The 20,437-nt window shown below is 65.9% G+C and carries 19 protein-coding genes; 12 read left to right on the top strand and 7 right to left on the bottom strand.

Annotation, left to right across the window (positions count from 1 at the left end; genetic code table 11):
* Positions 1 to 3: 3 nt before the first annotated feature.
* Complete coding sequence (gene uvrA, locus ABT375_RS17915; RefSeq protein ID WP_416463537.1) at positions 4 to 2,919, bottom strand: excinuclease ABC subunit UvrA; 2,916 nt, start codon at positions 2,917 to 2,919, stop codon at positions 4 to 6.
* A 183-nt stretch (positions 2,920 to 3,102) separates the two neighbouring features.
* A complete protein-coding gene (locus ABT375_RS17920; protein ID WP_416463538.1) occupies positions 3,103 to 3,933 on the bottom strand; it encodes a 23S rRNA (adenine(2030)-N(6))-methyltransferase RlmJ in 831 nt (276 codons plus the stop codon).
* Positions 3,934 to 4,812: 879 nt separating this feature from the next.
* Here ABT375_RS17920 and ABT375_RS17925 point away from each other — a divergent pair.
* A complete protein-coding gene (locus tag ABT375_RS17925) occupies positions 4,813 to 5,172 on the top strand; it encodes a UrcA family protein (protein ID WP_416463539.1) in 360 nt (119 codons plus the stop codon).
* Positions 5,173 to 5,243: 71 nt separating this feature from the next.
* Here the strand turns inward: ABT375_RS17925 and ABT375_RS17930 are convergent, their stop codons facing one another.
* The gene (locus ABT375_RS17930) at positions 5,244 to 6,005 is read right to left on the bottom strand and encodes an enoyl-CoA hydratase/isomerase family protein (RefSeq protein WP_287388315.1); all 762 of its coding nucleotides are present in this window, start codon (positions 6,003 to 6,005) and stop codon (positions 5,244 to 5,246) included.
* Between the two features lie 10 nt (positions 6,006 to 6,015).
* Positions 6,016 to 6,684 (bottom strand): HAD family hydrolase, encoded by a 669-nt coding sequence (locus tag ABT375_RS17935; RefSeq protein WP_416464938.1) that lies wholly within the window; start codon positions 6,682 to 6,684, stop codon positions 6,016 to 6,018.
* 175 nt (positions 6,685 to 6,859) lie between these two features.
* Between ABT375_RS17935 and glmU the strand changes: the two genes are divergently transcribed.
* The 6 genes from glmU to ABT375_RS17965 are packed head-to-tail and all read left to right on the top strand — an operon-like array spanning position 6,860 to position 12,898.
* Complete coding sequence (glmU, locus tag ABT375_RS17940; RefSeq protein WP_416464939.1) at positions 6,860 to 8,158, top strand: bifunctional UDP-N-acetylglucosamine diphosphorylase/glucosamine-1-phosphate N-acetyltransferase GlmU; 1,299 nt, start codon at positions 6,860 to 6,862, stop codon at positions 8,156 to 8,158.
* Positions 8,155 to 9,033 (top strand): metallophosphoesterase, encoded by an 879-nt coding sequence (locus tag ABT375_RS17945; RefSeq protein WP_416463540.1) that lies wholly within the window; start codon positions 8,155 to 8,157, stop codon positions 9,031 to 9,033. Before glmU ends, ABT375_RS17945 begins: the two co-directional genes overlap by 4 nt.
* 17 nt (positions 9,034 to 9,050) lie before the next feature.
* Positions 9,051 to 9,425 (top strand): ribbon-helix-helix domain-containing protein, encoded by a 375-nt coding sequence (locus tag ABT375_RS17950; RefSeq protein ID WP_416463541.1) that lies wholly within the window; start codon positions 9,051 to 9,053, stop codon positions 9,423 to 9,425.
* Positions 9,422 to 9,802 (top strand): PIN domain-containing protein, encoded by a 381-nt coding sequence (locus ABT375_RS17955; protein WP_224549942.1) that lies wholly within the window; start codon positions 9,422 to 9,424, stop codon positions 9,800 to 9,802. The genes ABT375_RS17950 and ABT375_RS17955 overlap by 4 nt, the downstream gene beginning before the upstream one ends.
* A 15-nt stretch (positions 9,803 to 9,817) precedes the next feature.
* Positions 9,818 to 11,641, top strand: coding sequence for a glutamine--fructose-6-phosphate transaminase (isomerizing) (gene glmS, locus ABT375_RS17960; protein ID WP_224549943.1), 1,824 nt, complete (start codon positions 9,818 to 9,820; stop codon positions 11,639 to 11,641).
* Between the two features lie 42 nt (positions 11,642 to 11,683).
* Complete coding sequence (locus ABT375_RS17965; protein WP_416463542.1) at positions 11,684 to 12,898, top strand: FAD-dependent oxidoreductase; 1,215 nt, start codon at positions 11,684 to 11,686, stop codon at positions 12,896 to 12,898.
* A 32-nt stretch (positions 12,899 to 12,930) separates the two neighbouring features.
* On the opposite strand, the gene ABT375_RS17970 is transcribed toward ABT375_RS17965, so the two are convergent.
* Genes ABT375_RS17970 through ABT375_RS17980 form a run of 3 tightly spaced genes read right to left on the bottom strand, consistent with a single transcriptional unit; the run spans position 12,931 to position 15,556 of the window.
* Positions 12,931 to 13,368 carry an HIT family protein gene (locus ABT375_RS17970; protein WP_416463543.1) on the bottom strand — a complete coding sequence of 146 codons (438 nt, stop codon included), beginning with the start codon at positions 13,366 to 13,368 and terminating at the stop codon, positions 12,931 to 12,933.
* Entirely contained in the window at positions 13,365 to 14,468 is a 1,104-nt protein-coding gene (locus ABT375_RS17975; protein ID WP_416463544.1) for a CDP-alcohol phosphatidyltransferase family protein, read from the bottom strand. The genes ABT375_RS17970 and ABT375_RS17975 overlap by 4 nt, the downstream gene beginning before the upstream one ends.
* Positions 14,465 to 15,556: a glycosyl transferase gene (locus ABT375_RS17980; protein WP_416463545.1), complete on the bottom strand. Its 1,092-nt coding sequence runs from the start codon at positions 15,554 to 15,556 to the stop codon at positions 14,465 to 14,467. Before ABT375_RS17980 ends, ABT375_RS17975 begins: the two co-directional genes overlap by 4 nt.
* 189 nt (positions 15,557 to 15,745) lie before the next feature.
* Between ABT375_RS17980 and ABT375_RS17985 the strand changes: the two genes are divergently transcribed.
* The 5 genes from ABT375_RS17985 (at position 15,746) to sucD (ending at position 20,402) form a co-directional block, all read left to right on the top strand.
* Positions 15,746 to 16,534: a succinate dehydrogenase iron-sulfur subunit gene (locus ABT375_RS17985; RefSeq protein ID WP_224549948.1), complete on the top strand. Its 789-nt coding sequence runs from the start codon at positions 15,746 to 15,748 to the stop codon at positions 16,532 to 16,534.
* Positions 16,535 to 16,536: 2 nt separating this feature from the next.
* On the top strand, positions 16,537 to 16,998 hold the full coding sequence (locus ABT375_RS17990; protein ID WP_224549949.1) for a PaaI family thioesterase: 462 nt from the start codon (positions 16,537 to 16,539) through the stop codon (positions 16,996 to 16,998).
* On the top strand, positions 16,995 to 18,107 hold the full coding sequence (zapE, locus tag ABT375_RS17995; RefSeq protein WP_416463546.1) for a cell division protein ZapE: 1,113 nt from the start codon (positions 16,995 to 16,997) through the stop codon (positions 18,105 to 18,107). Before ABT375_RS17990 ends, zapE begins: the two co-directional genes overlap by 4 nt.
* Positions 18,108 to 18,455: 348 nt before the next feature.
* Complete coding sequence (gene mdh, locus ABT375_RS18000; RefSeq protein ID WP_261935274.1) at positions 18,456 to 19,418, top strand: malate dehydrogenase; 963 nt, start codon at positions 18,456 to 18,458, stop codon at positions 19,416 to 19,418.
* A gap of 99 nt (positions 19,419 to 19,517) precedes the next feature.
* Positions 19,518 to 20,402 (top strand): succinate--CoA ligase subunit alpha, encoded by an 885-nt coding sequence (gene sucD / locus ABT375_RS18005; protein ID WP_224549952.1) that lies wholly within the window; start codon positions 19,518 to 19,520, stop codon positions 20,400 to 20,402.
* Positions 20,403 to 20,437: the final 35 nt, after the last annotated feature.

Genomic DNA, 20,437 nt, shown 5'->3' on the forward strand with positions numbered 1-20,437 from the left:
CGATCACTCTGCCGCCAAAGCCTCCAGCCCCAGCAACGGCGCCAAGTACCGCCCGGTAAAGCTGCGCTTCTCCTTCACCACCTTCTCCGGCGTGCCTTCCGCGACGACTTCGCCGCCCTTGACGCCGCCTTCCGGTCCCATGTCGATGATCCAGTCGGCGGTCTTGATGACGTCCAGATTATGTTCGATCACGACCACGCTATTGCCCTGGTCGACCAGCGCGTGGAGGACTTCGAGCAGTTTGCGGACATCCTCGAAATGCAGGCCCGTCGTGGGCTCGTCCAATATGTAGAGGGTGTTGCCGGTGGCTCTGCGGGAGAGTTCCTTGGCGAGTTTGACGCGCTGGGCTTCGCCGCCGGACAGGGTCGTGGCCTGCTGGCCGACCTTGACATAGCCCAGGCCGACTTCGGCGAGCATCGCCATCTTGTCGCGGATGGGCGGCACGGCCTTGAAGAATTCCACCGCATCCTCGACCGTCATGTCTAGCACGTCGGCGATCGACTTGCCCTTGAACTTCACCTCCAGCGTCTCGCGATTGTAGCGCGCGCCGTGGCAGACGTCGCAGGTGACATAGACGTCGGGGAGGAAGTGCATCTCGATCTTGAGCACGCCGTCGCCCTGGCAGGCTTCGCAGCGGCCGCCCTTGACGTTGAAGCTGAAGCGGCCGGGCTTGTAGCCCCGCGCCTGGCTTTCGGGCAGGCCCGCGAACCAGTCGCGGATGTTGGTGAAGGCGCCGGTATAGGTGGCCGGGTTGGAGCGCGGGGTGCGGCCGATGGGCGACTGGTCGATGTCGATCACCTTGTCGCAATGGTCGAGGCCGGTGATCTTGTCATGCGGGCCGGCGACGATGCGGGCGCCGTTCAGCGCGCGGGCCGAGGCGGCGTAGAGCGTGTCGATGGTGAAGCTGGACTTGCCCGAGCCCGAGACGCCGGTGATGCAGGTGAAGGTGCCGAGCGGGATCGACGCGGTGACGCCGGTCAGGTTGTTGGCGCGGGCGTTGTGGACGGTGAGTTTCTTGCCTGAGCCCTTGCGGCGCTTGGTGGGGACTTCGATGCGGCGGGTGCCGTTGAGATAGTCCGCGGTGACGCTGTCCTTGTGCGCCAGGATTTCGGCCAGCGTGCCCTGCGCCACGATCTGGCCGCCATGGACGCCCGCGCCCGGCCCCATGTCGACGATATAGTCGGCGTGGCGGATCGCATCCTCGTCATGCTCCACGACGATGACGCTGTTGCCGAGGTCGCGCAGGCGCTTGAGGGTGACGAGCAGGCGGTCATTGTCGCGCTGGTGCAGGCCGATCGAGGGTTCGTCGAGGACGTAGAGGACGCCGGACAGGCCGCTGCCGATCTGGCTGGCGAGGCGGATGCGCTGGGATTCGCCGCCGGACAGGGTGCCGCTGGTGCGGTCGAGGTTGAGGTAATCGAGGCCGACATTGTTGAGGAAGCCGAGGCGCTCGACGATTTCCTTGAGGATGGCGCGGGCGATCTGCTGCTGCTGGTCGTTCAGATGATCGGGCAGGGTGGTGAAGAAGGCGAGCGCGTCCACCACCGAGCGGCGGGTGGAGACGGAGATATCCTCGCCCGCGATCTTGACCGCGAGTGCCTCGGGCTTGAGGCGGGCGCCGTGGCAGGTCTCGCAGGGCATGGCGGTCTGATATTTGGCCAGCTCCTCGCGCATCCAGGCGCTTTCGGTCTGCAGGAGCCGGCGGTTGAGGTTGCCGATGACGCCCTCGAACGCCTTCTTGACCTCGTAGCTCTTCTTGCCGTCCTGGAAGCGCAGGGTGACCGGCTTGCCGCCGGTGCCGTGGAGGATGATGAGCTTCACCTCGCCGGGGAGGTCGGCCCAGGGGGTGTCGAGCGAGAAGCCGAACTCCTTGGCGAGGCTGCCGAGCACCTGCATATAATAGGGGCTGGGCGGGTTGGACTTGGCCCAGGGGACGACGGCGCCCTTCTTGATCGAGAGCGCCTCGTTGGGGACGACCAGTTCGGGGTCGAACTCCTGCCGTTCGCCAAGGCCGTCGCAGGCGGGGCAGGCGCCCAGCGGGGCGTTGAAGGAAAAGAGGCGCGGCTCGATGTCGGGGATGGTGAAGCCGCTGACCGGGCAGGCGAATTTCTCGCTGAAGACGATGCGGTTGAGGGGGATGCCCGCCCCCTTCATCTTCTTGTCGGTGGATTGCACTTCGTCTTCGCGGCCGGGGACGATGCCGTCGGCCAGATCGACATAGGCGAGGCCGTCGGCGAGCTTGAGCGCCTGCTCGAAACTGTCGGCAAGGCGGGTGGCCATGTCGTCGGTGACGGCGAGACGGTCGACCACGACTTCGATGTCATGCTTGTACTTCTTGTCGAGCGCGGGCGCGTCCTCGATCAGCATCATCTCGCCGTCGATGCGGACGCGGGTGTAGCCCGCCTTCTGCCATTCGGCCAGTTCCTTGCGATATTCCCCCTTGCGGCCGCGCACGACCGGGGCGAGCAGGTAGAAGCGCGTGCCTTCGGGCAGGAGCGCGACGCGATCGACCATCTGGCTGACGGTCTGCGCGCTGATGGGGAGGCCGGTGGCGGGGCTGTAGGGAATACCGACGCGCGCCCAGAGCAGGCGCATATAGTCGTAGATTTCCGTGACCGTGGCGACGGTGGAGCGCGGGTTGCGGCTGGTGGTCTTCTGCTCGATGGAGATGGCGGGGCTGAGGCCTTCGATATGCTCGACATCGGGCTTCTGCATCATCTCCAGAAACTGGCGTGCATAAGCGGAGAGCGATTCGACATAGCGGCGCTGCCCCTCCGCATAGATGGTGTCGAAGGCGAGGGAGGATTTGCCGGAGCCGGACAGGCCGGTGATGACGATGAGGCTGTCGCGGGGGAGATCGACGTCGACGCCCTTGAGATTATGCTCGCGCGCGCCGCGGACGCTTATGTGAGTCAGCATTCGGTAAACCTCTGCTGCTTGATGGGGGTAAGGCTCATGCGATCCGTTCTACAAATGTTCCGAGAGAGAATCCAGAGCCGAAGATAGGAGCGCGTCGGGGGGAATGCGAGGGCGCTGCCGCGATTATGATGCGGGACGGCGGGGGCAGGCGCGGGCAGGGGGAAGGGTGGGACGAGGCTTATCTTAATCGCCCAACCAACCGGAAATAATCTCGCCCTTATGCCCTTCGGGGGCCAACGCGGGGCGCAGAGCCTCCAACAATGGCGGCAGTGCCTGCGTGAAAGCGTAAGGCGGATTGACGATATAGAGGCCCGCGCCGTTATAGATGCCGGGTTGCTCGCTATCGTATAGCCAATGCTCCACCAGCAGCAATTTCGGGATGCCGAGCTTGCGTAACTGCTTCTTCCAATGCCAATGCGTGGCGCGGTCTTTCAGCGGATACCAGATCACCGTCACGCCATGCGCCCATTTGCGGTGAGCGGCGGCGAGGGTGGCGGTGATGCGCGCGCGTTCGTCCGTCTGCTCGTAGGGCGGGTCGACCACCACCACGCCGCGCGCGGTGCGGGGCGGCACCATAGCCAGCCAGAGTTCGTAGGCGTCGCGTTCATGTATGGCCGCGCTGGTGCCGCGCATCACGCCGCGCAGGGTGTAAGCGTCTTCCGGATGCTTTTCGTTGAGGATCAGGCAATCCTGCGGGCGCAAAAGCTGTGCCAGAAACTGCGGCGAGCCGGGGTAAAGCTGCGGTTCTCCACCGACATTCACTGCCTGCACGGCGGCACGGTAGTCGTCCAGCAAGGGGTTGGGGTCGGCAAACGCCCGCAGCACGCCCTGCGTCGCCTCACCGGTGCGTCGGGCGTCGTCGCCGCCAAGGTCGTACAGGCCGCAGCCAGCATGGGTGTCGATCAGCGTGAGCGCGCCCGGCTTGTGCTGCAAGGCCCGCACCAAGGCGATCAGGAGGCTGTGCTTGACGACATCGGCGCTATTGCCGGCATGGAAGGAATGGCGATAATTCATTGTGATTCAGATCCTGACGCCCTGCCTTTAAGAGGTGTTGAACCTTCTGCAAAGCGAAGCCATGGCAGCGCCGGCATTGGCCGACGGCCGACCGGTAGCTTTTTCATCGCCAGCCGGGCAGCGTAAATCTGGCGAATGACCGCTTCCGAAAAACGGAAATGAGGCGCAGGATGGCGACAAAGGACGCATAGGCGATGTTAGTCCACGCCGCCTCCTGGATGGTCCACCACCGGCCGCCCGTTGCCCGCGCCCATGCCGGCATTCGCTCTTCCGTATCCGCTCCCCATGTCGTTCATCGCCTCGCGCCGGCCGTTGGTCCGTCCCGGATGCCGCCGGGCGCTGTGCGTGGGCGGATCATCGAAGCGGTCGGGATCGCCCGCGTTGCGGCGCTATGGTGGGGCATCGACAGAGCGCGGCGTTGGACCTGCCCCGTTAAGCGACGGTTCAGCGCCCGTGGCGTCGTCTCTGTCCTGCAGCTTACTCCGATCCGGTGCCCGACAGCATCTGGATACGCCCCCGGCCTTCCCTTGCGCCGGGGGCGTTTTCGCGTCCGGCGTTTTCGGTCGGGCGATTCGCCTTTTCCCCTACGGCAATATGATCCGCGCATGTCGTTCGCATCGGCGCGGATGTCGTTCGTCACGCCGTTCGTCCGCGCCGGTCTGCGCTTGGTCGGCGATCGCGTCGTTGGCCGATGCGGATCGCCATCGGTCGAAGCGGACGGGCGTAGCGCGCCACGGGGGCGTAACAAGATGAGGCGAACGGGGCAGGACGCCGACCCCCTGAAAGACCCTTTGGCTCCCCCCGTTCGCACCCGGCGCCCCGCACAGCCCCCCTTTGCGGCGGTGCGCCGGCCACAACAGATTTTGAGGAGATAAGCCCATGTTCGTTGCATCCAAATTCGCCGCCGCCGTTGCGTCCCTTGCCCTGCTGGCCAGCGCTGGCGTCGCATCCGCCGAAGACTTCGTCTCCAATGGCCGCAACAGCGCCGTCTATCATGGCGACCTGGACCTGACCCAGCCGGCGCACCAGCAGCAGCTCCGCAGCCGTATCGCCCGCGCCGCCAGCCGCGTCTGTTCCTCGATGGACCTGGCCGCGGCGCAGGCGTGCAAGGCGAAGGCGCTGGCCCATGTCCAGGCCCCCGTCAGCGCCGCCATCGCCCGCGCCGAGACCGGCGAACGCTATGCCGATGCGGGTGGGGCGGATGCGGGCAAGGAGATGCGGCCGGTCGTGGGCAACTGATCGTCCCGCCCGCCATGTAGAAGGCCCGGTTCGCGCCGGGCCTTTTTGCGTTGGGCGACGGTAAAAGCGATTCAGAAATCCGGGCGGCGCTTGGCGCGGAAGGCGGCGACGCCTTCGGCGAAGTCGGGCAGGGTGAAGGCGTCGCGGAACAGCGCCAGCGTCGTCGCGTCGTCGTCCGCTTGTCCGTCGAGGATGCGGCGGACGATCGCCTTGGAGGACTGGACGCTGTGCCGGGCGTTGGCGGCGATGGTGCGTGCGAGGGCTTGCGCCGCGGCGAGCGGATCGGGCGCGATCTCCTCGATCAGGCCGATGGACAGGGCTTCGTCGGCGCTGTGGAGCGCGCCGGTGTAGAGGATGCGCTTCGCGCGGGCGGGGCCGACCAGGTCGACCAGCAATTTGGTGTCGAACAGCGAATAGACGATGCCGAGTTTCGCTGGCGTAATGCCGAGGCGGGCTGTGGGCGCTGCGATGCGCAGGTCGCAGGCGATGGCGAGGCCGCAGCCGCCGCCGACGCCATCGCCGTCGATCGCGGCGATCACGGGCTTTGGCGCATGGGCGAGGACATATTGGCTGGCGCGGATCGCGGCCTGGTTGGCGACGCGCCAGTCTTCTTGCGCAGAGCAGGTCGCAAATTCGTTGATGTCCGCGCCAGCGCAGAAGAGGCCGGGGGCGGCGGAGGCGAGGATGAGGACGCGGATGGCGTCATCGGCCATCGCCTGGCCGACGAGGGCGGGCAGGGCTTCCCACATCGCCTGGGTCATGGCGTTGCGACGGTCGGGCCGATCGATCAGCAGCCGGGCGACGGGACCGTCATGCTCCAGGCGCAGGGTCATGACAGGCGCGTCATGCCGGCCAGCGCCGGAGCAGCGGGACCAGTTCGTCATAATGGTGGATGACGGCGTCGGCGTCGAGATTGTTTACAGGGCCGTCGAGGAAGCCGAAGCCGACCGCGACATTGGCGATGCCGGCATTGCGTGCGCCCGCTATGTCGTTGATCGTGTCGCCGATGAAGATGGCGCGGCCGCCGCCGGCGCGGGCGATCATTTCGCGGATCGGGGCCGGATCAGGCTTGGCGACGCCGACCGTATCGCCGCCGACGATCGCGGCGAAGCGGTCCGACAGGCCGAGCTGGCGCATCAGCGGGATGGTGAAGCGTTCCGCCTTGTTGGTGCAGATGGCGAGTGTGACGCCGGCCTCCGCCAGCGCGTCCATCGCGTCCAGCAGGCCGGGATAGGGGACCGAGTGGATGGCGAGATTCTGCTCATAATAGTCGAGCAGGATCGGCAGGAGCGCGTCGAGCGTGTCCGCGGTATAGCCGCCCGATGCGTCGAGCGCCCGCGCCAGCATGATTTTCGCGCCCTTGCCGACGAAGGGGTGGATCGATGCGGCGGGAAAGGGCGGACGGCCGATCGTGCCGATCGCGTAATTGACCGCGGCGGCGAGATCGCCGCTGGTGTCGATCAGGGTGCCGTCGAGGTCGAAGCCGACGATGTCGAAGGGAATGGGATCGATGGAGGGGCTGGTCATGCCGCCGCCATGCCGCGTGCGCGGTGGCAATGGCAAGGCAAACATGGCAGAGAGCGGCAAGATTCCTCCTCCTGCCAGGGACGTTTTCATCGTGACTGTACCCGACTCGTCTTCGCGCCCGCTCGCCGTCATCATCCTTGCCGCGGGGCAGGGGACGCGGATGAAATCCAGCCTGCACAAGGTGTTGCACCCCGTGGCCGGGCGGCCGATGCTGCTCCACCTGCTGGCGAGCGCGGGCGCATTGTCGCCACAGCGGCAGGTGGTGGTCGTCGGCGCGGGGCGCGAACAGGTCGAGCAGGCGGTGGCTGGCACCGGCGCGATCGTCGCGGTGCAGGCGCAGCAACTGGGCACGGGCCATGCCATCGCCCAGGCGCATGATGCGCTGGCGGGGTTCGCGGGCGACGTGCTGATCCTCTATGGCGACGTGCCGCTGGTGAGCGCGGGGACGATGCGGGCGATGCTCGATCGGCTGAGCCGGGGCGACGAACCGCGCGCTGTGGTGCTGGGGTTTCGGCCCGATGACGCGGCGGCCTATGGCCGGATCATCGCCGACGGGCAGGGCATCATCGAGAAGATGGTCGAATATAAGGACGCGAGCGAGGGCGAGCGGGCGGTGACGCTGTGCAACAGCGGGCTGATGGCGGTGCGGTCGACCGACCTGTTCGTGCTGCTCGACCAGATCGGCAACCAGAATGCGGCGGGCGAATATTATCTGCCCGACATCGTCATGCTGCCCGGCGGGACGAGCGCGGTGATCGAGACGGAAGCGTGGGAAGTGGCGGGGGTCAACAGCCGGATCGAACTGGCCGGGGTGGAAGGCGTGTGGCAGGCGCGGCGGCGGGCCGAGGCTATGCGCGAGGGCGTGACGCTGGTGGCGCCGGAGACCGTGTTCTTCAGCCATGACACGGTGCTGGGCCGCGACGTGGTGGTGGAGCCGAATGTCGTGTTCGGGCCGGGCGTGACCGTGGCGGACGATGTCGTGATCCACGCCTTTTCGCATCTGGAGGGGGCGACGATCGCGCGTGGGGCGGCGATCGGTCCTTATGCGCGGCTGCGGCCGGGCGCGGAGATCGGCGTGAAGGCCAAGGTCGGCAATTTCGTCGAGATCAAGAAGACGACCCTGGGCGAGGGGGCGAAGGTCAACCACCTGTCCTATATCGGCGACGCCAGCGTGGGCGCGGGCGCCAATATCGGGGCGGGCACGATCACCTGCAATTATGACGGTTTCTTCAAATATAGGACGGAGATCGGCGCGGGCGCGTTTATCGGGTCGAACAGCGCGCTGGTCGCCCCGGCGACCATCGGCGCGGGCGCGATCGTGGCGGCGGGCAGCGTGGTGACCAAGCCGGTCGAGGCCGATGCGCTGTGTCTGGTGCGGCCCGATCAGGTCGGCAAGCCGGGCTGGGCCAAGCGCTTCCGCGAGCGGATGCTGGCGCGGAAAGCCGCCGCCAAGGGATGAGTTTTGTCCGCCGCCGCCCGTGGTTGACAGGAAGCCTGTGCCTTTTGCTGGCGATCCTCGCTTTTGTCGGCTGGCTCCTCCACAACGCCAGCGCCATGCCGGTCGTGCGGCGGGCGGAAGTTGCGCTGCCCTTTCCGGCGGGCGCGCCGCGCGCACCCGTCACCGTCGCGCTGCTGACCGACACGCATTTGTCGGGGCCGGACAACAGCCCGGATCGGCTGCGCCGGATCGTGGCGCAGATCAATGCGCTCAGGCCCGACCTGATCCTGCTGGGCGGCGACTATATCGGCGATGACAAGGGCGGGGCGACCTATGATGCGCGGGCGAGCATCGCGCCGTTCGCCCGGTTGCGCGCACCGCTGGGAGTGGTGGCGGTGCTGGGCAATCATGACAGCCGCAGCAAGCGCAATCGCCGGGCGCTGAGCGGGCCGGACTGGCGTGCCGCGTTCGCGCGGATCGGCGTCACCCTGTTGCAGGACGGCGCGGTGCGGCGTGGGCCGCTGGCGATCGGCGGGTTGAAGGATGTCTATACCCGCCGGATCGACATGCCCGGCACGCTGGCGGCGATGCGCCAAGCGGGCGGCGCGCCGCTGATCCTGTCGCATGGGCCGGATGTTTTTCCGCGACTGCCCGATGCGGCGTCGCTTACACTCGCTGGCCACACCCATTGCGGGCAGATCGCCCTGCCATTCCTGGGCGTCGTTTATGTGCCGTCGAAATATGGGACACGCTATGCGTGCGGGCTGTATCGAGAAGGCGCGCGGACGATGATCGTGTCGGGCGGGGTGGGGACGAGCAGCGCGCCGTTTCGGATGCTGGCGCCGCCGGATATCTGGCTGGTGACGATCCGGCCGCGACTTGACCTGATATCATGATATGATATCATGGCATCATGCGTTTCCTGGCCGACATTCCCGACGATGATGTCAAATGGCTCGACCAGATGGCGCGCGAGCAGGGCAAGTCGCGGGCGGCGGTGCTGCGGGAGGCGGTGCGCGATTATCGCGCCGAAGCGGAATCGGTGACCAGCAAGAAATGGCTCGATATCGGCTTTGGCGCCTGGAAGGATCAGGTCGACATCGGCGATGCGGTCGCATGGCAGCGGCGGGAGCGGGCGTCATCGACCCGGCCCTGGGACGATGATTATGAAGAGACCAGGGCGGAGTTTCCCGACCTGTTCGACGCGGAGGATGATCGCCAGCGTCAGATTTATCTCGATATGATGGCGGGCAAATATCCCGGCGCCAAGAAGCCCGTGTCCCGGTGAGTGGTTTCAGCTTCGATTCCAATATCATCATCGATGCCTTGGCGGGCTTTGCCCCGGCCCGTATGGAAATCGACCGCGCGACCGACTATGGCGCGCGGGCGTGGATCAGCCGGGCGGTATGGATCGAAGTGATGTCGAAAGGGTCGGGCGACGGGCTGTGGCGGGCGGAAACGCTCCTGTCCGGCTTTGGCGTGGACGAGATCGACGCGGAGGTCGGCAAGCGCGCGGCGGCCTTGCGCCGCGAACGGGGGCGGCTCAAAGCGATGGATGCGATCATCCTGGCCACGGCGCAATTGCGCGGCCGCGTGCTGGTGACACGAAATACAAAGGATTTCCCGGCAGAGATGCCGGGCATCCGCGTTCCCTATACACTCTGAAAGGCTTTCCGGCACATGTGCGGCATCATCGGCATCATCGGTAAGGACGACGTGGCGGAACGGCTGGTCGACGGTTTGAAGCGGCTGGAATATCGCGGTTATGACAGCGCGGGCGTGGCCACCATCCATGACGGCGCGATCGAGCGGCGACGGGCCGAGGGGAAGCTGGCGAATCTGGTGCGCGAATTGCGCGACGAGCCGCTGCCCGGCACCACTGGCATCGCGCACACGCGCTGGGCGACGCATGGCGCGCCGACCACCAGCAACGCCCACCCCCATGCAACCAGCGAAGTCGCGCTGGTCCACAACGGCATCATCGAGAATTTCAAGTCGCTGCGCGCGGAGTTGATGGCGCGGGGCCGGCATTTCGACAGCCAGACCGACACCGAGGTCGTCGCCCATCTGGTGAGCGAACTGGTGGAGCAGGGCGCGTCGCCGCAAGAGGCCGTGGCGCAGGTGTTGCCGCGGCTGCATGGCGCCTTCGCGCTGGCGATCGCGTTCCGCAGCCATCCCGACATGCTGATCGGCGCGCGGCTGGGGTCGCCGCTGGTGGTCGGCTATGGCGAGGGGGAAACCTATCTGGGGTCGGACGCGCTGGCGCTGGCGCCGCTGACCCAGCGGATCGCCTATCTGGAGGAGGGCGACTGGGTCGTCGTCACGGCGGATGGCGCCGCAATTTTCGACAAGGACAACCAGCCGGTCGAGCGGCCGGTGACGATTTCCGGCGTGTCGGGGGCGATGATCGACAAGGGCAATCATCGCCACTTCATGCAGAAGGAGATTTACGAGCAGCCGGTCGTGGTCGCCCAGACGCTGCGTTCCTATCTGCGCCGGATGGAGAATGAGGTCGCCATGCCCGACATGGAGTTCGACCTGGGCGCGGTGAAGCGCATCACCATCGTCGCGTGCGGCACCAGCTATTATGCCGGGCTGGTGGCGAAATATTGGTTCGAGAAATTCGCGCGCGTGGCCGTGGACATCGATGTCGCGAGCGAGTTCCGCTATCGCGACCCGGTGCTGGAGGCGGGCGGGCTGGCGCTGTTCATCAGCCAGTCGGGCGAGACGGCCGATACGCTGGCCGCGCTGCGCCATGCCAAGGCGGAGGGGCAGATCATCGCGGTGGTGGTGAACGTGCCGACCAGTTCGATGGCGCGCGAGGCGGACCTGTTGCTGCCGACCCATGCCGGACCGGAAATCGGCGTGGCGTCGACCAAGGCGTTCACCTGCCAGTTGGCGGTGCTGGCGGCGCTGGCGGCCAATCTGGCGCGGGCCAAGGGTCGGCTGACGCCACAGGAGGAGGCGCAGATCGTCTGGCACCTGAGCGAGGCGCCTGCGGCCTTGAACGAGGCACTGAGCCGCGACGGGCAGATCGAGGCGATGGCGCACCTGATCGCGCCGGCGCGGGACGTGCTGTATCTGGGCCGCGGGCCGGACTATCCTATGGCGCTGGAAGGGGCGCTGAAACTCAAGGAAATCAGCTATATCCATGCCGAGGGCTATGCCGCGGGCGAGATGAAGCATGGGCCGATCGCATTGATCGACGAACTGGTGCCGGTGATCGTGATCGCGCCCAGTGGCCCGCTGTTCGAGAAGACCGTGAGCAATATGCAGGAAGTGCAGGCACGCGGCGGCAAGGTGGTGCTGATTTCCGACGCGGAAGGGATCGCGGCGGCGGGCGAGGGCTGTATGGCGACGATCGAGATGCCCAAGGTGCATCCGCTGATCGCGCCACTGGTGTACGCGGTGCCGGTGCAGTTGCTGGCTTACCATGTCGCAGTGGCGAAGGGGACGGATGTCGATCAGCCGCGCAATCTGGCGAAGAGCGTGACGGTGGAATAGGCCGGGCGAACGATGCTATGATGCCGCTTTGGGAGATCGGCCATGGCGTCGCATCTGGTCATTGTCGGTGGCGGGCCTGCGGGGATGATGGCGGGGCTGCTGTTCGCGCGGGCGGGCGTGCCGACCACGGTGCTGGAAAAGCATGGCGATTTCCTGCGCGATTTTCGGGGCGATACCGTCCATCCTTCGACGCTGGAACTGTTCCGCGAACTGGGGCTGCGCGACGCGCTGTTGCGGCGCCCGCACGACAGGGTCGACCAGTTGCGCGCGCGGATCGGCGGACAGACGGTGCGGATCGCCGATTTCCGCCGCCTGCCGGTGGAGAGCCGGTTCATCGCGATGATGCCGCAATGGGAATTTCTCGACTTCCTGGCGGCAGAAGCGAAGCGCTATCCTGATTTCACGCTGCGCATGGAGACCGAGGCGACCGGCCTGACCCATGATGCACACAAGCGGGTGAACGGGGTGCGGATGGCGGACGGACAGGTGATCGCGGCCGATTATGTCATTGCCGCCGATGGCCGCCGGTCGGTGCTGCGCGACGCGGCGGCGCTGCCGCGCAAGGATCTGGGCGCACCGATGGACGTCTTCTGGTTCCGCCTGCCCAAGACCGCGGGAACGGGCAACGAGACGATGGGCGTGTTCGAGGCGGGGCGGCTGTTCGTGCAGATCGACCGGGGCGAATATTGGCAATGCGCCTATGTCTTCGCCAAGGGGCAGGCCGATGCGGTGCGGGCGCGGGGCCTGCCCGCCTTTCGCGCCGAAATTGCGACGCTGAATCGCGAGATGGCGGCGGCAGCGGAGGCGCTGACCCACTGGGACCAGGTGAAATTGCTGTCGGTGGCGCTCGACCGGCTGACGCGCTGGCACCGGCCGGGATTGCTGGCGATCGGCGATGCGGCGCACGCCATGTCGCCGGTGGGCGGGGTCGGCATCAACCTGGCGATCCAGGATGCGGTGGCGGCGGCCAATATCATGGCGGCGCAGATGGCCGCGGGCGCCATGGCGGACGGGCTGGCGGCGGTCGTCCAGCAGCGGCGAATGTGGCCGACATGGCTGATCCAGCGGGTACAAAAGATCGCGCATGACCGGATCATCGGCGCGTTGCTGCGGCCCGATGCGCGGTTGGACGGGCCACCTCTGGCGGTGCGTATGCTGGACCGGCACGCGGCGCTGCGGGGAGTGCCGGCGCGGCTGCTGGGTCTGGGCGTGCGCCGCGAACATATCCGGTCGCCCGACGCCGGGCGGCGGGCTTAGCTGGCGTGCCTGTGCGGGAAGGCGGGCGGGCGCTACGCCATGGCCCCGTCGAACCAGCCTTGCAACCACGCCCGCAAATCTTCGAGCGCGCCGTCCGGCCTGACCGCCGCACCCAGGTCCGGTTGCCCCGGCCAGCCCGCATCGGCCACCGTCAAGCCGCCGCCGCTGCGCGTTCCTTCATAGCGGGGGATAACGTGGAAATGGACATGGGGGTCGACCATCATCAGCATCAGATAATTGATCTTCGCATAGCCCACCGCCCTGGTGAGCGCCGCCTCGATCGTGGCGGTGGCGGTCTTCAATTCTGCATGGGCCTCCGCCGGCAGGTCGCCGAAGGCGGTCGCGTCGCTCTTCGCCGCCAGCACCAGCGATCCCAGCGTCGGCTGGGTAGGACGGAGCAGCACGACCCAGTGGTCGAATTCCGCGATCAGGGTCGCGGGCCAGCCGAATTTTGCGATGGTGGCGTTCATGCTGCGGCCTCCGCTTCGTCCATCCAGCTCACGATCGGACGGCCCGAACGCTTGACGGCATAGGCCTGGGCCAGTCGCACGGCGTGGACGACCAGCGAGAGGACCGTCCACCAGGCCAGCGCGATCAGGCCGATGTCGGGGCGGCCGAAGAGCAGCGACACGAACAGGATCACCATGTTCGGGTTGCGGCGTGCGGTGACGAGGCGGAACTGGCTGTCGAAGGGACGCCAGACATGGATGTCCATCTTGAAGTCCTTGAGGAACATGCCCTCGATCAGCCGTTGCAGCACATAGCCTGCGATCACCGCCGCCATCACCAGCGCGAAGGCCCGGGTCGAGAGCGACAGGCCCCAATAGGCCAGGCCCGTGCCCCAGAAATACCACCAGAAGGGCGGGTGGGCGAGGTCGACGCCATGGTCGATCACATTGCCCCATTTGGACGAGGTGATGGTGCAGCGGGCGAGTTTGCCGTCGACCGTGTCCAGCACCATGAAGATGAAGCCGCACAGGAAGCCGGTCCAGTACATCCCCTCGGCGAAGAGGAAGGTCGCGACCAGGCAGAGGGTGACGCCGATCACCGACACCATGTTGGGCGTCATCTTCAACTGCGCGGCGATGCGGGTCAGGATCAGCGCCAGTTCGGGCCAGAGATATTTGGTGAGCAGGTCCGTGACGCCCTTATAGGCGCCGAAATAGCTGCGCCGCTCGATCTCCCGCCGGGTCGCCGGGGTCAGCTCGCGCACCATCGGTTGCTCCAGCTTGCGCAACTGGCGATTGTAGAGCCTGCGGCCGTCCGACAGGTCGATGACATGCGGCGCGGCGAGGGGATCGCTGCCCTGCGGCACCTGGCCCACGATCGGCGTCCGGCCCCAGGCGAAGAGCGTGCCGGGCGTTTCGAGCACCAGCCGCAGCAGCAGCGGGTCGAAGGCATAGAGGAGGTTGAAGACCAGTTCATGCCCCGCCGCCAGATGGCTGCCGTTCTTCGCGGCGCTTTCCGCCATGCGGCGATTGCGTTCGGCATTGGCCATGCCCCAGATCGGCGTCGGATTGTCGCCCAGAAGGCGGACGGGGCCAAGGGTGGTGGCGAGGATCTGGGTCATGCTTGGCTCGTCGCAAGATGGTGTGTGTGGGCGAAATTCAGGATGAGGTCGGCCTGGCGCTGCGAAGCGGGGGCCGGGGACAGGTCGATCGATTGCTGCATCGCTGCTTCCTGAGCAGCAACGAAGCCGGGTTGCAAGTCGGTTGCGCGGGCGAGCGCGGCGGGCAGCGCGTCGGCAGACTCGATCACCTGGCCCAGCCGCCAATGGGCGAAGGCGTCGCCCGCGCCGTCGCGATGGTCGAGATTGAGGAAGATGCAGGGGCGCGGGTGGAGCAGGAATTCATAGACCTGGCTCGATACGTCGCCCAGATAGACGTCCGCGCTCATCGTATAGCTCATGTCGATCGAATGGCGGCTGCCCATGTCGATGCGGATATGCGGCGCGGGGCTGGCGATCGGGGCGGCGGTGCGCGCCAGCTTGGTATGGGGGGCGATAATGACGTTCCAGCCGACCAGGGCCTCCAGCGCGGCAAGCACCTGTGGCCCGTGCTTGATCCAGGAGGAGAGTTTCGGGTCGAAATGCGGGTTATAGAGCAGCACCGGGTCGTCATTGTAGAAATAGCGCTGGCGCGGCGCCTTCAGCTCGAACTTGGGATAGCCGCCGACCGCGACCGTGTCGGGCGTGCACAGGCCGCGATCGATCATGCGGCGGCGGTCCTTTTCGCCCGCGACCAGGGTGAGGTCGAAATCGGCATGGCGTTTCTTGTAGCCGCCCTCCCGGTCGCCCGCGCCATGTTTGATGAGGATGAGGCGGGAGGCGAAACCCGGCACGCGGCGCAGCCAGGCGCTGCTGATCTCGGTCGTCACCAGAGTCGGGAAGCGCGCGATGGTCGCATAGTTGAGCAGCAGGGTCGCGAGGCGGGACGGCTGGCGGAACAGCGAGTCGGGGCGGGAGGGGGGCCGACGCAGCCGGATGCAGGCGAGGCGGCCCTGCGGATCATAGCTGGCGACCAGCGCCAATATCTGGTCCGATGGCGACAATATGCTGACCCGCACGTCGGGCCGGCGCGCCAGTTCCAGCGTGGCGGGCAGCCAGTGATAGAGCTGCTGCGCTTCGGCGATAGCGAGAAAGGCGATGTCGGTCGGCAAGACTATATCCTTAGAGATTTGCCGCCCTAGCGCGGATGGTGGAGGAAGCAAGCGGCCCTCCGATGATTTGCAAGCCATTTGCAACAAGCGCTTGAGGACAGAAACATGGTCCACGACGCTGGACCTTTGCTTATTTTTTGTTATGCGGACCCCGACCAGACAGACCTATTCGAAGAGGCTCGACGAGCGATGGCCGAATTTGCGTTGCCCAAGAACAGCAAGATCAGCGGCAAGGGCGTGACCCACCCCGCGCCCGCCGGCGCGACCAATGTGCGCAGCTTCAAGGTCTATCGCTACGATCCCGACTCCGGCCAGAACCCGCGTTACGACACGTTCGACATCGATCTCGATGCGTGCGGCCCGATGGTTCTGGACGCATTGCTGAAGATCAAGAACGAATATGATCCCACGCTGACCTTCCGCCGGTCGTGCCGCGAAGGCATTTGCGGCAGCTGTTCGATGAACATGAACGGCAAGAACGGCCTGGCCTGCACCACCGCGATCGACGAATGCAGCGGCAAGGATGTGCGTATCACGCCGTTGCCCCATATGGACGTCATCAAGGACCTGGTGCCCGACTTCACCCATTTCTACGCCCAGTATAATTCGATCCAGCCCTGGCTGAAGACCGTGTCGCCGCCGCCATCGGGCAAGGAGCGGCTCCAGTCGCCCGCCGAGCGCGAAAAGCTGGACGGCCTCTACGAGTGCATCCTGTGCGCCTGCTGCTCGACCAGCTGCCCGTCCTACTGGTGGAATTCGGACAAGTTCCTGGGTCCGGCGATCCTGCTCCAGGCCTATCGCTGGCTGGCGGACAGCCGCGACGAATATACCGGCGAGCGTCTGGACGATCTGGAAGATCCCTTCCGCCTTTATCGCTGCCACACCATCATGAATTGCGCGAATGTCTGCCCCAAGGGCCTCAGCCCGGCCAAGGCGATCGCCGAAACCAAGAAGATGATGGTCGAGCGGCAGCTCTGATCTTGAGCAGTGACGGCGTTGCAGGCGGGATTGCGCTGACCGAAGGGAAATGGGCGGGGTGGTCCGGTTGGGCCGAGCCGCATCCCGACACCTTCCTGCAGGCCATCGGGCGCGGCTATATGCGCGACCTGGGTTCGGGCAGGGCGCAGGTGGGGCTGGAGACGCGCCCCGGCCATCGCAATCGAATCGACATGCTGCATGGCGGCTTCCTGGCCGCCTTTGCCGACCACGCCTTTTTCGGCGCGCTGTGGGCCATGGGGCTGAAGGAGCATGTCAATGGCGTGACCATCGACCTTAACATGCAATATCTGGGCGCTGGCAAGGTCGGTCCCGACCTGATCGCCGAAGTCGAGCTGCTGCGCGAAACCGGGCGGATGTTGTTCCTGCGCATGGTGATGACGCAGGACGGCGAGCCGGTCGCGGCATCGACCGCCACGATCCGCAAGGCGCGCGCGAAAAAGTGACCGCCGTTCTCGCCCGCTACGACGCGCTGGTGCAGGCGGGCGAATTGCGGCCCGATGCCGACCAGCGGTCGGCGGCCGAGCGACTCGATCGGTTGCAGCAGGAGCTGCAAGCGGTGCCCGCGCGCGGATCGACGCTGTGGAAGCTGCTGCGCAAGCAACCCGATCCGCCCCGTGGTCTCTACATGTGGGGCGGGGTCGGGCGCGGCAAATCGATGTTGATGGACCTGTTCTTCGACACGGTGCAGATTCAGCGGAAGAAGCGCGCGCATTTTCACGAATTCATGCTCGACGTCCATGCCCGGCTGGCCGACGCGCGCAAGTCGGAAACGGGCGATCCGATCCCGCCAGTGGTCGAATCGCTGTCCGACGAGGCGCGCCTGCTCTGCTTCGACGAGATGGTCGTCAACAATATGGCCGACGCGGCGATCATGTCGCGGCTGTTCACCGGATTGCTGGAAAAGCGGGTGACGATCGTCACGACGTCCAACCGCGAGCCGGACGAACTCTACAAGAACGGCCTCAACCGCCAGCTTTTCCTGCCCTTCATCGACCTCATAAAGATGAAGCTGGACGTGATGACGCTGAACGGGCCGACCGATTATCGGCGCGACCGTCTGGGCGACGCGACATTGTGGCATTGTCCCAATGGCGATGCAGCGACGCAGGCGCTCAGCACGGCCTTCTTCCGGCTGACCGACTATCCGCCGTCCGACCGTGCCAATGTGCCGTCGGAGGATATTGTCGTGCAGGGCGGCCGCACCCTGCATGTGCCCAAGAGCCTGAAGGGCGTCGCGGTCTTCTCGTTCAAGCGGCTGTGTGCGGAAGCGCGCGGTGCGCCGGACTATCTGGCGATCGCGCGTAAATATCATACGGTCATCATCGTCGGCATTCCCGTGCTGGGGCCGGAAAACCGCAACGAAGCCGCGCGCTTCGTGACGCTGATCGACTCGCTCTACGAATATAAGGTGAAATTGCTGGCGTCGGCCGATGCCGAACCGGCGCGCCTCTATCCGGAGGGAGACGGCGCCTTCGAATTCGAGCGCACCGTGTCGCGGCTGATGGAAATGCAGTCGGACGACTATCTGGCGCTGGGCCACGGGCCGAAATAGCCCGCCGGGTCATGGACCCAACATGACTTCATCCTCGTCGGTCCGTTCGTCGCCGGGTGGAATCGGCCCGTCCGATCGCGCGCGGGCCGTTCATCAGGCCGCAATCTTAAGGTGGGAAACAGGCCGGGCGCCTCCGAGGAGAAAGGCGCCCGGCAGGATACCTCTGCAGGGAAGGCTGAAGACCAGGGTAGAAGTCTGCAGCGACAGGGTGTGAATCGCATCTAATGCAATTGCGAATGAATTGCAAAGATAATTTGCATTCCCAGGGCTTCGGCGGTTGAAACCCCTGTTCGAAGGGCGTAGGCGGACCAGCAATTCCAGTAGTCACGACTTGGAGGATGATTGCATATGGCCCGTAACAAGATCGCGCTCATCGGCGCTGGCAATATCGGCGGCACGTTGGCGCATCTCGCGGCCCTCAAGGGGCTTGGCGACATTGTATTGTTCGACGTCGTCGAAGGCGTGCCGCAGGGCAAGGCGCTCGACCTGTCGCAGTGCGCGTCGGTCGAAGGCTTCGACGCCAAGATCACCGGCTCCAACGATTATGCCGACATTGCGGGCGCGGACGTGATCATCGTCACCGCCGGCGTGGCGCGCAAGCCGGGCATGAGCCGCGACGACCTGCTGGGCATCAACCTCAAGGTCATGAAGGCCGTGGGCGAGGGCATCGCCGCCAACGCGCCCGACGCCTTCGTCATCTGCATCACCAACCCGCTCGACGCGATGGTGTGGGCGCTGCGCGAATTTTCGGGCCTGCCGCACAATAAGGTCGTCGGCATGGCCGGCGTGCTCGACTCGTCGCGCTTCAACCATTTCCTCGCCGAGGAATTCCAGGTTTCGGCCAAGGACGTCACCAGCTTCGTGCTGGGCGGCCATGGCGACACGATGGTCCCGGTGATCGAATATTCGACCGTCGCCGGCATCCCGGTTCCCGACCTGATCAAGCAGGGCCGGTCGACCCAGGAGCGCATCGACGCCATCGTCGCGCGTACCCGTTCGGGCGGCGGCGAGATCGTCGCGCTGCTCAAGACCGGTTCGGCCTTCTATGCGCCCGCCACCAGCGCGATCGCGATGGCCGAAGCCTATCTGGGCGACAAGAAGCGCCTGCTGCCCTGCGCCGCGAACCTGACCGGTCAATATGGCGTCGACAATCTCTATGTCGGCGTGCCGGTCATCATCGGCAAGGACGGCGTCGAGCAGATCGTCGAGATCGAACTGAATGACGAAGCCAAGGCGAACCTTCAGGTGTCTGTCGACGCCGTCAAGGAATTGCTGGAAGCGTGCAAGGGAATCGATCCCTCGCTCGCCTGAGCTTTAACAGCTGCACCGTTCCGTTCCAGGTAAGTGCGCAGCCTGGAACGGGGCGCTTTAGACCCAAGTGCCACTTCCACAGCAGATAAAGGGACACCCATGTCCATTCTGGTGAACAAGAACACCAAGGTCATCACGCAGGGTATGACCGGTGCCACCGGCACCTTCCACACCGAACAGGCCCTGGCCTACGGCACCCAGATGGTTGCCGGCGTGACCCCCGGCAAGGGCGGCACCAGCCATATCGGCCTGCCCATGTACGACACGGTCGCCGAAGCCAAGAGCAAGACCGGCGCCGACGCTTCGGTCATCTACGTGCCGCCGCCATTTGCGGCCGATTCGATCCTGGAAGCGATCGATGCCGAAATCCCGCTGATCGTCGCGATCACCGAAGGCATCCCTGTCCTCGACATGGTCCGCGTAAAGCGCGCTTTGTCGGGCAGCAAGTCGCGCCTGATCGGCCCGAACTGCCCCGGCGTCCTGACGCCGGGCGAATGCAAGATCGGCATCATGCCCGGTTCGATCTTCTCGAAGGGCAGCGTCGGCGTCGTGTCGCGTTCCGGCACCCTGACCTATGAAGCCGTGTTCCAGACCACCAATGCGGGCCTGGGCCAGACCACGGCCGTCGGCATCGGCGGCGACCCGGTCAACGGCACCAACTTCATCGACGTGCTGGAACTGTTCCTGGCCGACGACGCCACCGAATCGATCATCATGATCGGCGAAATCGGCGGCGATGCGGAAGAACAGGCCGCCCAGTTCCTGATCGACGAAGCCAAGCGCGGCCGCAAGAAGCCGATGGCCGGCTTCATCGCGGGCCGCACGGCGCCTCCGGGCCGTCGCATGGGCCATGCCGGCGCGATCGTGTCGGGCGGCAAGGGCGACGCGGAAAGCAAGATCGCGGCGATGGAAGCGGCCGGTATCAAGGTCGCCGCCAGCCCGTCCGAGCTTGGCTCGACGCTGGTCGACGTGCTGAAGGGCTAAACAGCTCCTATCTATGCAGGCGGCCGGGCTGCACC

The organism is Sphingomonas sp. VDB2 (genome assembly GCF_047946695.1).
In the GTDB taxonomy this organism is placed as follows: Bacteria; Pseudomonadota; Alphaproteobacteria; order Sphingomonadales; family Sphingomonadaceae; genus Sphingobium; species Sphingobium bisphenolicum.

Excerpts from the sequence above, each read along its gene's own strand:
- ABT375_RS17950 (WP_416463541.1), top strand. The coding sequence starts at position 9,051 with ATGCGTTTCCTGGCCGACATTCCCGACGATGATGTCAAATGGCTCGAC.
- mdh (WP_261935274.1), top strand. The coding sequence starts at position 18,456 with ATGGCCCGTAACAAGATCGCGCTCATCGGCGCTGGCAATATCGGCGGC.
- ABT375_RS17920 (WP_416463538.1), bottom strand. The coding sequence starts at position 3,933 with ATGAATTATCGCCATTCCTTCCATGCCGGCAATAGCGCCGATGTCGTC.
- glmU (WP_416464939.1), top strand. The coding sequence starts at position 6,860 with ATGAAATCCAGCCTGCACAAGGTGTTGCACCCCGTGGCCGGGCGGCCG.
- ABT375_RS17965 (WP_416463542.1), top strand. The coding sequence starts at position 11,684 with ATGGCGTCGCATCTGGTCATTGTCGGTGGCGGGCCTGCGGGGATGATG.
- ABT375_RS17930 (WP_287388315.1), bottom strand. The coding sequence starts at position 6,005 with ATGACCCTGCGCCTGGAGCATGACGGTCCCGTCGCCCGGCTGCTGATC.
- ABT375_RS17925 (WP_416463539.1), top strand. The coding sequence starts at position 4,813 with ATGTTCGTTGCATCCAAATTCGCCGCCGCCGTTGCGTCCCTTGCCCTG.
- uvrA (WP_416463537.1), bottom strand. The coding sequence starts at position 2,919 with ATGCTGACTCACATAAGCGTCCGCGGCGCGCGCGAGCATAATCTCAAG.
- ABT375_RS17985 (WP_224549948.1), top strand. The coding sequence starts at position 15,746 with ATGGCCGAATTTGCGTTGCCCAAGAACAGCAAGATCAGCGGCAAGGGC.
- ABT375_RS17945 (WP_416463540.1), top strand. The coding sequence starts at position 8,155 with ATGAGTTTTGTCCGCCGCCGCCCGTGGTTGACAGGAAGCCTGTGCCTT.
- glmS (WP_224549943.1), top strand. The coding sequence starts at position 9,818 with ATGTGCGGCATCATCGGCATCATCGGTAAGGACGACGTGGCGGAACGG.
- ABT375_RS17970 (WP_416463543.1), bottom strand. The coding sequence starts at position 13,368 with ATGAACGCCACCATCGCAAAATTCGGCTGGCCCGCGACCCTGATCGCG.
- sucD (WP_224549952.1), top strand. The coding sequence starts at position 19,518 with ATGTCCATTCTGGTGAACAAGAACACCAAGGTCATCACGCAGGGTATG.
- ABT375_RS17975 (WP_416463544.1), bottom strand. The coding sequence starts at position 14,468 with ATGACCCAGATCCTCGCCACCACCCTTGGCCCCGTCCGCCTTCTGGGC.